This is a genomic window from Streptomyces sp. NBC_01803, from assembly GCF_035917415.1.
Taxonomy (GTDB): Bacteria; Actinomycetota; Actinomycetes; order Streptomycetales; family Streptomycetaceae; genus Streptomyces.
Genome location: NZ_CP109073.1, coordinates 1,742,060 through 1,755,076, shown reverse-complemented (window position 1 = coordinate 1,755,076; position 13,017 = coordinate 1,742,060). Strand labels below are relative to the sequence as shown.

The following is a 13,017-nucleotide window of genomic DNA, read 5'->3' as shown; positions in this document are numbered from 1 at the left end:
CGGGTCACGCGGCGAGCGGAACGAGGTGGTCGGGCGTGGCGGAGACGGTGACCCGGCCGCCGGGCAGCAGGGCCGGCAGGTCTTCGGGGGCCACCGTGTCGCGGCGGACGGAGGCGATCAGCGGCACCGTGGCGCCGGTGGCGTCGACGGCCTCCAGGGCGACCCGGAGTTCGACGCCGCGGTAGGCGATGGAGGTGACGGTGGCGGGCACGGTGGTGCCGTCGGCCGCTCCGGGCGCCGCCCCGGCCGCCGTCCCGTCGTCGCCCGGCCGCACGGTGAGCAGTTCGGGCCGCACGGTGACCAGGCCGCGGGAGGGCAGGTGGAAGAAGTTCTCGTAGCCGAGGAACTCGGCGACGAAGCGGTTGGCCGGAGCGGGGAAGAGGTCGTCCGGCGGGCCCTCCTGCATCACCCGGCCGGTGTTCATCACCACCATGCGGTCGGACATCTCCAACGCCTCCTCCTGGTCATGGGTGACCAGCACGACGGTGAGTCCGGTCTCCGCCTGGATGCGGCGGATCTCGCCGCGCATCTGCACGCGGAGCCGGGCGTCGAGGTTGGACAGTGGCTCGTCGAGCAGCAGGAGCCGGGGGCGGATGACGATCGCGCGGGCGAGGGCGACGCGCTGCTGCTGGCCGCCGGAGAGCGCCTTGGGGCGGCGGTCCGCGAGGTGGCCCAGGCCGACGAGGTCGAGTGCCTCGCCGACCCGGCGGGTGCGTTCGGCGCGGGAGACCTTGCGCAGCTTGAGGCCGTAGCCGACGTTGTCGGCGACGCTCAGGTGCGGGAAGAGCGCGTACGACTGGAACACCATGCCCAGATCGCGCTTCTCCGGCGGGGTCCTGGTGACGTCCCGGCCGCCGATGGTGATGGTGCCGGAGCTCGGGGTGAGGTATCCGGCGAGCATCCGCAGCGAGGTGGTCTTGCCGCAGCCACTCGGCCCGAGCAGGGTGGTCAGCTCGCCGTCCCGGATGGCCAGGTTCAGTGAGTCGACCGCGGTGAACTCCCCGAAACGGCGGCTGACCTCGGTGAACTCGGCGGCGGTGGTCATCGGTTGATCCCTCCGAAGATGCGGGCGAAGCCGAGGATCCGCTCGGCGGCGAAGGCGAGCGCGACGGTGCCGGCCAGCAGCAGCGTGGACATGGCGGCGACGATCGGCGTGTAGTTCTGCTGGACGTAATCGAGCATGGTGACCGGCAGGGTGCGGAAGTCGCGGGACTGCAGCAGCAGCGAGATCGGCACGTTGTTGAACGAGGTGACGAAGCTCAGCAGGGCCGCCGAGATGATCCCGGGCCGCAGTACCGGCAGCGTCACGGTCCGGAACGTGCGCCAGGGCGAGGCGCCCAGGCCGCGGGCCGCGTCCTCCAGCGTGGGGTCGGCCAGGGCGAGCGAGGCGCCGGTGACGCGGACCGCGTAGGGCAGCAGGATCGCGGTGTGCCCGATGAGCAGGGTACGGAAGTTGTCCAGTTCCAGGTGGAGCATGAACTGCTGGAAGAGGGCGAGCCCGACGACGAGTTCCGGCAGGATCAGCGGGGAGAGGAACAGCCCCTCGACGACCGATCTGCCGGGCAGCCGGCCGCGCATGATGGCGAGCACCGCCGGGATGCCGACGGCGAGCGCGAGCACCGTGGAGACCAGCGCGAGTTGGAGGCTGGAGACCAGGGCCTCCATGAACGGCTCGTAGTCCACGGCCGCCTCGAACCAGCGGAACGAGAAGCCCTCGGGCGGGAACGCGAGGGTCTCCCCCTCGGTGAACGCGGTGGCGACGACGAACAGGATGGGGACGATCATCACCGAGTAGCCCAGCACAGCCAGGGTGTTGGCCAGGGGATGCGAACGCTTCACCGGGTCACCGCCTTCGCCCGGGTGACGACGGTGGCCGCGCTGTAGATGAGGATCACCAGCGTCGTCATGATGACGGCGGTCGCGGAGGCCGCGGCCCAGTCCAGGCTGACGCCGGAGTACCGGAACAGCTGCGTGGCCAGCATCGTCTGGCGGGAGCCGCCCAGCAGATAGGGCGTGGTGTAGGCGGTGACGGAGCCGGCGAAGACCAGCGTGGCGGCCATCGCGATGCCCGGCATGGACAGCGGGATGACGACGCTCCACATGGTGCGTACGCGCCCGGCGCCGAGCCCGCGCGCCGCGTCGTCCAGGCCGGCGTCCACCTGGGCGACGGCGGAGTAGCAGGTGACGATCGCCAGCGGCAGGAAGAGCTGGGTCAGGCCGAGCACCACGGCCAGTTCGGTGTAGAGGAGTTGCGGGGCCTCGTCGGCCAGCCCGAGTCCCTCGATGGCCTGGCCGATGACGCCGTTGCTGCCGAGGACGACGAGCCAGCCGTAGGTACGGACGACGTTGCTCAGCAGCAGCGGGAAGATCGCCAGCGCGAGGAGCGGACCGGCCCACCGGGAGCGGGAGCGGGCGAGCAGGTAGGCGGTGGGGAAGCCGAGCACCAGGCAGATGCCGGTGACGGTCAGGCCGACGCGCAGGGTGCGCAGGATGATCGCCAGATCGTGGGGGTCGCTGAGCATCCGGCCGAGACGGTCGAAGACTTCGCCCGTGGAGACCCTCGGCGGTGACAGCAGCATGGTGAGAGCGGGCGCCAGCACGCCTCCCACGAGCAGCGCGAGCCCGGGGAGCAGCAGCGCCAACGCTATTCGGCGCGATCGGATCATGTGGTTTCTCGGCTGTTCTCTCGAGGTCGCCGACGGGGTTCCTCGGCGGGAGACGGTTCTACCGCCCCAATGCAACCGGTTGTGCAACCGGTTGTGGTGACAGTAGCTTCTCTGCTGAGGATGCGGCTAGGCGGCGTCGTTAACGCTTTGTAAAAGCCACCGGGGTCGATGTGACTGCATGTAGTGTCTGCGGTGGTCACCGTGACCGGTGGCGGAAGTGAAGGGGGTCCTGTGCCGACGTTGGACGATGTCGCCCGCCTGGCGGGGGTCTCGAAGTCCACAGCCTCGCGCGCGCTGGGGCGCCCGTCGCTGGTGGCGCCGGAAACGGCGCTGCGGGTGCGCCGGATCGCCGAGCAACTCGGCTTCGTGCCGAACCGCGCGGCGTCCGCACTGGCCCGGGGGCGTACGGGAGTTGTCGCCGTGGTGGTGCCGACCCTGGAGAACGCGTTCTTCACCCCGATCGTCGGCGGGGCGCAGCGGCGCGCGGCGGAGTCCGGCTCCCAGCTCACGGTGGTGGTCAACGGCCTGGAGTTCGACGAGGACGTGGCGGCCCTCGCCCGGCTGTCCGCCCAGGTCGACGGCTTCCTGCTGACCGCCCCGCGCGGTTCGGACGCCCAGGTGTCGGCGGCCTGCGGTCTCAAGCCGACGGTGCTGATAGACCGTGAGCTGGAGGGCGTCTCCTCGGTGGTCGCCGACACCGCCAGCGCCTTCGCCATGATGGCCCGGCACTTCATCGACCGCGGTCACCGGCACATCGCCCTGGTCGGCGGCACCGACCGCTCGTGGCAGAACGGCCAGCGCCTCGCGGCGGTGCGCGACGTCACCGAGTCCCGGTCCGCGGTGCTGAGCACGTTCGACCCGCTGCCCCCGACCTTCGCCGCCGGCACGGGGATAGCGCCCTCGGTGGCGGAGTCGGGCGCGACGGCGGTCATTCCCTACGCCACCGCGCTGGGCCTGGGCATCATCTTCGCCCTCGGCGCCCGCGGCATCCGGATCCCCGGCGACCTGGCGATCACGATCGAGCGCCCGGTGGCCGACGCGCTGGGCTTCGACACGATGCCCTCGATCGATGTGGACGGCGCGCAGCTCGGCAGCACGGCCATGGGCATGCTCAACGACCTGATGGCCCGGGACGGTTCAGACCCGGCAGCCCCCCTGCGCCTGCCGGTCCCGGTGGTCATCCCCGCGTCCCGGCTGTAGGGGCCCGGTTGACCGACCGGCTTGTCCACCGCATCCACCGCGAGGTGGGACTGGCAGGACGGCCGCGGTGGGGAGTTCGGGGTGGGGCGGGAGATGAGGAGGCTGTCGGGCCTTGCCGCTGGCAGGGCCATCACCATCGACGTGCGCCAGAAACACAGGTGGGCGAACCGCGCGGACTCCGCAGGCTCGGCTACTTCGACATCGCGCATCGGATCGTGGACCCTGCAATGCGCGCATCGGCTACGCGTCCTGCGCCGACATCGCGCATCGAGACGTGGACCCCACAGGTCAGCGCAGCCGGGCCGTCTTCAGCTCCATGTGCAGCAGCAGCCGGTCCGCGCCGGAGCCGAGGTCGAGGCCGGTGAGGCGTTCGACGCGGGAGAGGCGGTAGTACAGGGTCTGGCGGTGGATGCCCAGGGTCTGCGCGGTGCGGGCCGCCTGGCCCGCGTTGTCCAGGAACGTCTCGGCGGTGCGGGCCAGTTCCCGGTGCTCAGGCCGCAGCAGGGCCGCCACCGCGGGGTCGGGTGCCCGCGCGGGCAGCGCGGTCAGCAGCCGGTAGGGGCCCAGCTCCGACCACCGCGCCACGCCTCCGAAGCGATCCTCGGCGCCCGCCGTCCGCGCCGCCGCCAGGGCCTCGCGCCAGGCGCCGGACAGCCCGTCCGGCCCGAGCGGCCCGTGGCGCGTTCCCCCGATCCCGGCCACCCGCCCCGGCCCCCGGAGCCGGTCGGCCACCGCCCGCGCGGCGGCCGGGCGGGTCAGCGCCGCCAGCGCGTGCGGCGGCGCCCCGGGCGCCACGCACACGGCCGACGCGCCGGGCAGCGGCGCCGGGACATCCGTGTCCAGCTCCCACGGGGTCACGGCCACCACGGTCAACGCCCCCTCCGCCGCCGCCCCGAGCGCGGCGGCCAGCTCCCGGACCGCGCCCGGGGTCCCGGCCGCCAGCGCGGTGCGCAGCAGCTCGCCCAGCCGGGCGCCCGCCCTGGCCTCCTCCGCGAGCAGCGACCCGATCCGCTCGGCCACCGCCATCGCCTCGTCGAGCCGCGGGTCGCCCAGCGCCACCGCGCCGTCGTCCAGCAGCCACACGTACCCGTACACCACCGCGCCGTGCCGCACCGGCAGGCAGATGCGGCCGGTCAGCACTCCGGCCGCGGGCTCCGGCGGGATGCGCACCGGCTCCCGCGCGGTCGTGATCCCGAAGCTCTCGAACCACTCCCGGACCCCGGGCGCCGAGCGCCGTCGCAGGATGGAGCGGGTGCGGACGGGGTCCATCACCCGGTCGTCCTCGTTGTCGTGGGCGCCGAAGGCGATCAGCCGGAAGTCCCGCCCCTCCAGCGTCGCCGGGGTGCCGAGCAGGGCGCAGACCTCGTCGACGAGCTCCTGGTAGTCCACCCGTCCATTCTCCGTCCGTTCCCCACCGGATCTCATACAGATGTATGAGATCCGGGACACGAATCCGCGACACCTGTCCGTGGCCGCCGGGCCGGGCGATCCTTACCGTCTCGGGTAACCGAAGAGGCGAGCGCACCGGGAGGTATCCGTGCTCGGACCAGGCCCCCTTCTCCTCGCCGCGGCCCGGAGCGACGCCGTCCGGCGCTTCGTCTCCACCGCGCCCGTCACCCGTCCCGTCGTGGACCGCTTCGTCGCGGGCGAACGGCTGGCGGACGCCGTCGCCGTCACCACCGGCCTCGTCGCGTGCGGCCTGGACGTGACCCTCGACCATCTCGGCGAGGACGTCACGGACCCCGCCGAGGCGGTGCGCAGCCGGGACGCCTATCTGGCGCTCACCGAGGCGCTCGCCGCCGAGGGGCTGGGGGAGCGGGCCGAGATGTCGGTGAAGCTGTCCGCCTTCGGCCAGGCGCTCCCCGGCGGTCACGATCTCGCGCACCGCAACGTGCTGCCCGTGGTGGAGGCCGCCGCGGCGGCGGGGACCACGGTCACCCTCGACATGGAGGACCACACGACGACCGACTCCACCCTGGCGATCCTGGGCGACCTGCGCGAACGGTTCCCGCGCACCGGCGCCGTGGTCCAGTCGTACCTGCGCCGGACCGAGGACGACTGCCGCGCGCTGGCGTCGGCCGGCGCCCGGGTCCGGCTGGTCAAGGGCGCCTACCGGGAGCCCGCCTCGGTCGCGTTCCAGGACCGCCGCGCGGTGGACCGCTCCTACGTGCGCTGTCTGCGGATCCTGCTGGCCGAGGACGGCGCCTACCCGATGATCGCCACGCACGACCCGCGCCTGATCGCCATCGCCGGGGCCCTGGCGGCGCGGTACGGGCGGGGACCGGAGGCGTACGAGTTCCAGATGCTCTACGGAATCCGCCCGGCCGAGCAGGCCCGGCTCGCCGCTGCGGGACACCGGATGCGGGTCTACGTCCCGTACGGCACCGACTGGTACGGCTACTTCACGCGCCGCCTCGCCGAGCGCCCCGCCAACCTGGCCTTCTTCGCGCGGTCCCTGGCCACCCGCCGCTGACCCGCCCCCGCCCGGCGTATCCGTCCAACCCCCACGAAGGACCCCCACGAAGGACCCCCACGAAGGACCCCCACAAAGGAGACGACAGCCATGGACGCCGTGACCCAGGTCCCCGTGCCGGTCAACGAGCCGGTGCACACGTATGCCCCCGGCTCCGCCGAGCGCGCCCGCCTGGAGCGCAAGCTCAAGGAACTGGCCGAGAACCCGATCGAGCTGCCGATGACCATCGGCGGCGTGGAGCGGATGGGCGGCGGCGAACGCTTCGACGTCGTGCCGCCGCACCACCACCGGGCCCGCCTGGGCACCGCCGCCGAGGCCACCCCCCAGGACGCCCGGGACGCGATCGACGCCGCCCTGGCCGCCGCCCCCGGCTGGCGGGCGCTGTCGTTCGACGACCGCGCCGCGGTCTTCCTGCGCGCCGCCGAGCTGCTGTCCGGGCCCTGGCGCGAGACGATCGCCGCCTCGACCATGCTCGGCCAGTCCAAGACCGTGCAGCAGGCCGAGATCGACGCGCCCTGCGAGCTGATCGACTTCTGGCGCTTCAACGTCCACTTCGCCCGGCAGATCCTCGCCGAGCAGCCGCCCGCGCAGTCCAAGGGCGTCTGGAACCGGGTGGACTACCGCCCGCTGGAGGGCTTCGTCTACGCGATCACTCCCTTCAACTTCACGGCGATCGCCGGCAACCTCCCGACCGCCCCGGCCCTGATGGGCAACGTGGTGGTCTGGAAGCCATCCCCGACCCAGACCCACGCGGCCGTGCTGCTGATGCGGCTGCTGCGGGACGCGGGCCTGCCCGACGGCGTGATCAACCTGGTGACCGGCGACGGCCGGGCCGTCTCCGAGGTGGCCCTGCCCCACCGCGAGCTGGCCGGCATCCACTTCACGGGCTCCGGCGCGACGTTCCGGCATCTGTGGCGGCAGGTCGGCGAGAACCTGGAGCGGTACCGCGCCTACCCGCGGATCGTGGGCGAGACGGGCGGCAAGAACTTCATCGTGGTCCACCCCAGCGCTGACCCGGACATGGTGCGGACCGCGATGACGCGCGGCGCGTTCGAGTACCAGGGCCAGAAGTGCTCCGCCGCCTCCCGCGCGTACGTCCCGCGCTCGCTGTGGGACGGCGGGCTGCGGGACGCGGTGGCCGCCGAGGCCGAGGGCCTGTCCATGGGCGACCCGGCCGACCTGTCGCACTTCATGGCCGCGGTCATCGACGCCCGCGCGTTCGCCAAGAGCAAGGCGGCGATCGATCTGGCCAGGACCGACCCGACCTGCGAGATCCTGGCCGGTGGCCGGTACGACGACTCGGTGGGGTACTTCGTCCGGCCGACGGTCCTGGTCTGCGCCGACCCGGAGCACGAGGTGTTCACCACCGAGTACTTCGGGCCGATCCTCGCCGTCCACGTCTACGAGGACGGCGACTTCGACGCGATGCTCGCCCATATGGAGTCGGTCGCCGACTACGGGCTGACCGGCGCGTTCTTCGCCCGCGACCGGGCGGCGGCGGCGCTGGCCACCGAACGGCTGCGGTTCGCCGCGGGCAATTTCTACCTCAACGACAAGCCCACCGGCGCCGTCGTCGGCCAGCAGCCCTTCGGCGGCTCCCGCGCCTCGGGCACCAACGACAAGGCGGGCTCCAAGCTCAACCTGCTGCGCTGGACCTCCCCGCGCGCCATCAAGGAGACCCTCGTCCCGCCGACCGACTACCGGTATCCGCACATGGGCTGACCAGGCCGGACGGGGGATTCGTCTCAGATAGTAGGACGGTCACGTATTCGGCGGGACACCATCTCGGATCGCCGCTAGTTTTGTGGGAGGTCGCACGCCGGGCACCGTCGCCCGGCGTCGCCCGGCACCCACAGGAGCTGATCCGTCATGGACGCAACCCTCACCCTGCCCCAGCGGAGGGCGTCCCGGCCGCGGGGCGGGACGGCCCGCGCCCGCGCCCGGGCCCAGGCCCGTGCCGCCGGGGAGACCAGCCGCCGCGAGGCCGCCGCCGCGCTCCAGCGCGCCATCGACCGGAGGGACAACGGCGGTGCGGACGCCCGCTGAGCCGGGTCCGTCCGCATCGTGGACGCATCCGATCGGCCCTCGGGACGGGACGTAAGGTCCCCCCCATGGCTCGGAGTATCGATCTCGCGGTGATTCCCGGCGACGGCATCGGCCCGGAGGTGGTCGCGGAGGGGCTGAAGGTCCTGTCCGCCGTGCTGCCGCAGGACCTCAAGCTGGAGACGACGCGGTACGACCTGGGCGCCCGCCGCTGGCACGCCACCGGCGAGACCCTGCCGGACGCCGAGCTGGAGCGGCTGAAGGCGCACGACGCGATCCTGCTCGGCGCCGTCGGCGATCCGTCGGTGCCCTCCGGGGTCCTGGAGCGCGGTCTGCTGCTCAAGCTGCGGTTCGCGTTCGACCACTACGTGAACCTCAGGCCCAGCCGCCTCTTCCCGAACACCGCCACACCCCTGGCGGGCCGTCCCGAGATCGACTTCGTCGTGGTCCGCGAGGGCACCGAAGGTCCCTACGTCGGCAACGGCGGCTCCATGCGCACCGGCACCCCCGCCGAGGTCGCCACCGAGGTCAGCATCAACACGGCCTACGGCGTCGAGCGGGTCGTGCGCGACGCCTTCGAGCGCGCCGCCGCCCGCGAGGCGAAGAAGCTGACCCTGGTCCACAAGAACAACGTCCTGGTGCACGCGGGCCATCTGTGGACGAACACGGTGGACCGCGTTGGCCGGGAGTACCCGCAGGTCACCACCGACTACCTGCATGTCGACGCCGCGACGATCTTCATGGTCACCCAGCCGCAGCGCTTCGACGTGATCGTCACCGACAATCTCTTCGGCGACATCCTCACCGACCTGGCCGCCGCCGTCACCGGCGGCATCGGCCTCGCGGCGTCGGGGAACATCAACCCGGCGCGCACCTTCCCGTCGATGTTCGAGCCGGTCCACGGCTCCGCGCCCGACATCGCCGGCACCGGCAAGGCCGACCCGACCGCGACCGTGCTGTCCGTCGCCCTGCTGCTGCGTCATCTCGGCCACGCGGCCGAGGCCGTCCGCATCGAGGACGCCGTCACCGCGGACCTGGCCGAGCGCGACGCCTCCGCCCCGCGCACCACCGCGACCATCGGTGACGCGCTGGCGGAACGAGTATCCGGTCTGTCCTAGGCCCGCCGGCTCCACGCCGCCGGGTCCTGGCACCCGGCGGTCACCCCACGTGAGGGGTGGGCAAGTCTCCCGCCGAGTGCCACCATCCTCCCCGGGACCGCCCCCGCCCCCTGCGCAGCCCGCGGGTCCCGCGCCATAATCGGACGCGGGGCCATCGCATCCCCGGTTGCTCGGATGTCCTACTACCGCGTCGGGCGACGGAACAGGCGGCCCGCTCCACCCTTGACGTGAAGGACGCGCACCATGACGACGCCCGCCATCGCATTCGACCTCAAGCCCGCCGCACAGCCGCTGTCCGAGGCGGAACGGGAATCGGTGCTCGCCGCTCCCGGATTCGGCCGGTACTTCACGGACCACATGGTCACCATCCGGTGGACGGAGGGCCGGGGCTGGCACGACGCGCGACTTCAGCCCTACGCGCCGATCCAGATGGACCCGGCCACCATGGCGCTCCACTACGGCCAGGAGATCTTCGAGGGGCTGAAGGCGTACCGCCAGGCCGACGGCTCGGTCGCCGTCTTCCGCCCCGACGCCAACGCCGAGCGCTTCCAGCGCTCCGCGCGCCGGCTCGCGATGCCCGAGCTCCCGGTCGAGACGTTCGTCGAGGCCATCGACGTCCTGCTCGCCCAGGACCAGGGGTGGGTGCCCGCCGCGGGCGAGCAGTCGCTCTACCTGCGGCCGTTCATGTTCGCCAGCGAGGTCGGCCTCGGCATCAATCGCCCGGCCAACGAGTATCTCTTCATCCTCATCGCCTCCCCGGCCGGCGCCTACTTCGCCAAGGGTGTCAAGCCCGTCTCCGTGTGGCTCTCCACGGAGTACGTCCGCGCCGCCCCGGGCGGTACCGGCGAGGCCAAGTGCGCGGGGAACTACGCCGCCGCCTTCGTCGCCCAGGCCGAGGCCACCGGGCACGGCTGCGACCAGGTCGTCTGGCTGGACGCCACCGAGCGCCGCTGGATCGAGGAGATGGGCGGGATGAACCTGTACTTCGTCCAGGGCTCCGGCGCCGACGCGAAGATCGTGACTCCCGGCCTCACCGGCACCCTGCTGCCGGGCATCACCCGCGACTCCCTGCTGCGCATCGCCGCCGACCTCGGCTACGCGACGGGTGAGGTCCGCATCTCCACCGACGACTGGCGCGACGGGAACGCGGACGGCACCATCACCGAGGTCTTCGCCTGCGGCACCGCCGCCGTGATCACCCCGGTCGGCTCGGTCAAGTCGGCCGCCGCCTCCTGGACGGTCGGCGACGGACAGCCAGGCACGGTCACCATGCGGCTGCGCGAGGAGCTGCTTGGCATCCAGACCGGGCGCGTTCCGGACCGGCACGGCTGGATGCACCGCGTCGGCTGACCCGCGTTCCCGCATCCGGTCCCTCCCGCACCCCGCTCACCCGCGCGGCCCCGCCCACCGGCCGGGCCGCGCGGGACCGGCGTCCGGATGGTGAGACGGCACGCGGCACGGGGACACCGTGTGCCACACTGGCCGCGTGCTCTCGTTCGCCATGATTATCGGTGACAGGCGCGCCGGTCCGCAGTGACCGCTGATCCGCACAACCCGCGGCAGCGGCCACCTCGCCCCAGACCCGCGCGCAGACCTCTCGCATCCGCGAGAGGTCTTTTCGTTTTCCGGCCCGACCAGGGCTGGGAGGCGGGAGCGCGGGGAACGCGGGGCGGTGGAGCCAGGCTGAAACCACGCATCCTTCCGACAGGAGTCTCCCCGCCATGACGACGGACGCCCTGGACCCGCGGGCCCCCAGCGACGGCTTCCATGTGTTCGACACCACCCTGCGCGACGGCGCCCAGCGCGAGGGCATCAATCTCACGGTCGCCGACAAGCTCACCATCGCCCGTCACCTGGACGACTTCGGCGTCGGCTTCATCGAGGGCGGCTGGCCGGGCGCGAACCCGAGGGACACCGAGTTCTTCCAGCGGGCCCGGACCGAGATCGACTTCCGGCACGCCCGGCTCGTGGCCTTCGGCGCCACCCGCAGGGCGGGCACGGACGTCGCCGCCGACCCGCAGGTGCGGGCGCTGATCGACTCCGGCGCCCCCGTTGTGACCATCGTCGCCAAGTCCCACGACCGCCACGTCGAGCTGGCCCTGCGCACCACCCTGGACGAGAACCTGGCCATGATCCGGGACACCGTCGCCCACCTGCGCGCGCACGACCGCCGGGTCTTCGTGGACTGCGAGCACTTCTTCGACGGCTACGCGGCCAACCCCGGCTACGCGCTCGATGTCGTCCGCACCGCGCACGAGGCCGGCGCCGACGTGGTCGTGCTGTGCGACACCAACGGCGGCATGCTCCCGTCCCGGGTCCAGGCCGTGGTGCGCACCGTGGTGGCCGACACCGCCGCCCGCATCGGCATCCACGCGCAGGACGACACCGGCTGCGCCGTCGCCAACACCCTCGCCGCCGTGGACGGCGGCGCCACCCATGTGCAGTGCACCGCCAACGGCTACGGCGAGCGCGTCGGCAACGCCAACCTCTTCCCGGTGGTCGCCGCCCTGGAGCTGAAGTACGACCGGCGGGTGCTGCCCCCCGGCGCCCTGACCGAGATGACCCGCATCTCGCACGCGATCGCCGAGGTCGTCAACTTGACGCCCGCCACCCACCAGCCCTACGTCGGCGTCTCCGCCTTCGCGCACAAGGGCGGGCTGCACGCCTCGGCCATCAAGGTCGATCCGGACCTGTACCAGCACATCGACCCGGAGCGGGTCGGCAACTCCATGCGGATGCTGGTCTCCGACATGGCGGGCCGCGCGTCCATCGAGCTCAAGGGCAAGGAGCTGGGCTACGACCTGGACGACCGCGAACTCGTCGGCCGGATCGTCGAGCGGGTCAAGGAGCGCGAGCTGAGGGGCTTCACCTACGAGGCCGCCGACGCCTCGTTCGAGCTGCTCCTGCGCGACGAGGTCAACGGTCGCCCGCAGCGCTTCTTCCGCCTGGAGTCATGGCGTACGATCACCGACCAGCGCGCCGACGGCTCGATGGAGAACGAGGCGACGGTGCGGATCTGGGCGAAGGGGGAGCGCGTTCTCGCCAGCGGCGAGGGCAACGGACCGGTGAACGCGCTCGACCGGGCGCTGCGCACAGGCCTGGAGCGGACCTTTCCGCAGCTGGCCCGTATCCAGCTGGTGGACTACAAGGTGCGCATCCTCGCCGGGAAGCACGGCACCCAGTCCACGACCCGGGTGCTGGTCACCACCAGCGACGGCGAGGCGGAGTGGTCCACCGTGGGCGTGGCGGAGAACGTCATCGCCGCCTCCTGGCAGGCGCTGGACGACGCCTACACCTACGGACTGCTGCGCGCCGGGCTGCGGCCGACCGACTGAGGCGACGGCGGACGGGGCATATGCTGTGGGGATCTTACAGTGCCGCGCCGGGCGGCGCTGTCACTTCACTGCACTGCGCCCCCTGGCGTACTCCCGTTCTGTCCAGCGCAGCCATGAATCGGCGACGGAGACTGTCCGGATCTGACGAGCCCTGAAGGGGGTCCCGTTTCGTAGGGTCTATA

11 protein-coding genes are annotated in these 13,017 nt (G+C 72.4%); 7 read left to right on the top strand and 4 right to left on the bottom strand.

Annotated elements, in window-relative coordinates:
- Positions 1-4 precede the first annotated feature (4 nt).
- The 3 genes from OIE51_RS07395 to OIE51_RS07385 are packed head-to-tail and all read right to left on the bottom strand — an operon-like array spanning position 5 to position 2,666.
- The gene (locus tag OIE51_RS07395) at positions 5-1,045 is read right to left on the bottom strand and encodes an ABC transporter ATP-binding protein (RefSeq protein WP_326596380.1); all 1,041 of its coding nucleotides are present in this window, start codon (positions 1,043-1,045) and stop codon (positions 5-7) included.
- The gene (locus OIE51_RS07390) at positions 1,042-1,839 is read right to left on the bottom strand and encodes an ABC transporter permease (RefSeq protein ID WP_326596379.1); all 798 of its coding nucleotides are present in this window, start codon (positions 1,837-1,839) and stop codon (positions 1,042-1,044) included. The genes OIE51_RS07395 and OIE51_RS07390 overlap by 4 nt, the downstream gene beginning before the upstream one ends.
- The gene (locus OIE51_RS07385) at positions 1,836-2,666 is read right to left on the bottom strand and encodes an ABC transporter permease (protein WP_326596378.1); all 831 of its coding nucleotides are present in this window, start codon (positions 2,664-2,666) and stop codon (positions 1,836-1,838) included. The genes OIE51_RS07390 and OIE51_RS07385 overlap by 4 nt, the downstream gene beginning before the upstream one ends.
- 231 nt (positions 2,667-2,897) lie before the next feature.
- On the opposite strand from OIE51_RS07385, the gene OIE51_RS07380 reads away from it, so the two are divergent.
- Positions 2,898-3,866 (top strand): LacI family DNA-binding transcriptional regulator, encoded by a 969-nt coding sequence (locus tag OIE51_RS07380; protein ID WP_326596377.1) that lies wholly within the window; start codon positions 2,898-2,900, stop codon positions 3,864-3,866.
- Between the two features lie 288 nt (positions 3,867-4,154).
- Here the strand turns inward: OIE51_RS07380 and OIE51_RS07375 are convergent, their stop codons facing one another.
- Entirely contained in the window at positions 4,155-5,291 is a 1,137-nt protein-coding gene (locus tag OIE51_RS07375) for a PucR family transcriptional regulator (RefSeq protein WP_326596376.1), read from the bottom strand.
- Positions 5,292-5,403: 112 nt separating this feature from the next.
- On the opposite strand from OIE51_RS07375, the gene OIE51_RS07370 reads away from it, so the two are divergent.
- The 6 genes from OIE51_RS07370 to cimA all read left to right on the top strand — a co-directional run bounded on the left by OIE51_RS07370 (position 5,404) and on the right by cimA (position 12,835).
- On the top strand, positions 5,404-6,339 hold the full coding sequence (locus OIE51_RS07370) for a proline dehydrogenase family protein (RefSeq protein WP_326596375.1): 936 nt from the start codon (positions 5,404-5,406) through the stop codon (positions 6,337-6,339).
- A gap of 90 nt (positions 6,340-6,429) precedes the next feature.
- Positions 6,430-8,061 carry an L-glutamate gamma-semialdehyde dehydrogenase gene (gene pruA / locus OIE51_RS07365; RefSeq protein ID WP_326596374.1) on the top strand — a complete coding sequence of 544 codons (1,632 nt, stop codon included), beginning with the start codon at positions 6,430-6,432 and terminating at the stop codon, positions 8,059-8,061.
- Between the two features lie 147 nt (positions 8,062-8,208).
- Complete coding sequence (locus OIE51_RS07360) at positions 8,209-8,385, top strand: hypothetical protein (protein ID WP_326600822.1); 177 nt, start codon at positions 8,209-8,211, stop codon at positions 8,383-8,385.
- Between the two features lie 65 nt (positions 8,386-8,450).
- Positions 8,451-9,500, top strand: coding sequence for a 3-isopropylmalate dehydrogenase (locus OIE51_RS07355; RefSeq protein WP_326596373.1), 1,050 nt, complete (start codon positions 8,451-8,453; stop codon positions 9,498-9,500).
- Positions 9,501-9,743: 243 nt separating this feature from the next.
- Positions 9,744-10,850: a branched-chain amino acid aminotransferase gene (locus OIE51_RS07350; protein WP_326596372.1), complete on the top strand. Its 1,107-nt coding sequence runs from the start codon at positions 9,744-9,746 to the stop codon at positions 10,848-10,850.
- Between the two features lie 371 nt (positions 10,851-11,221).
- The gene (cimA, locus tag OIE51_RS07345; protein WP_326596371.1) at positions 11,222-12,835 is read left to right on the top strand and encodes a citramalate synthase; all 1,614 of its coding nucleotides are present in this window, start codon (positions 11,222-11,224) and stop codon (positions 12,833-12,835) included.
- Positions 12,836-13,017: the final 182 nt, after the last annotated feature.

What these genes read in the sequence shown, in the direction of transcription:
- OIE51_RS07385 (WP_326596378.1), bottom strand. Translation starts at nt 2,666, where the DNA reads ATGATCCGATCGCGCCGAATAGCGTTGGCGCTGCTGCTCCCCGGGCTC.
- OIE51_RS07355 (WP_326596373.1), top strand. Translation starts at nt 8,451, where the DNA reads ATGGCTCGGAGTATCGATCTCGCGGTGATTCCCGGCGACGGCATCGGC.
- cimA (WP_326596371.1), top strand. Translation starts at nt 11,222, where the DNA reads ATGACGACGGACGCCCTGGACCCGCGGGCCCCCAGCGACGGCTTCCAT.
- OIE51_RS07395 (WP_326596380.1), bottom strand. Translation starts at nt 1,045, where the DNA reads ATGACCACCGCCGCCGAGTTCACCGAGGTCAGCCGCCGTTTCGGGGAG.
- OIE51_RS07350 (WP_326596372.1), top strand. Translation starts at nt 9,744, where the DNA reads ATGACGACGCCCGCCATCGCATTCGACCTCAAGCCCGCCGCACAGCCG.
- pruA (WP_326596374.1), top strand. Translation starts at nt 6,430, where the DNA reads ATGGACGCCGTGACCCAGGTCCCCGTGCCGGTCAACGAGCCGGTGCAC.
- OIE51_RS07360 (WP_326600822.1), top strand. Translation starts at nt 8,209, where the DNA reads ATGGACGCAACCCTCACCCTGCCCCAGCGGAGGGCGTCCCGGCCGCGG.
- OIE51_RS07375 (WP_326596376.1), bottom strand. Translation starts at nt 5,291, where the DNA reads ATGAGATCCGGTGGGGAACGGACGGAGAATGGACGGGTGGACTACCAG.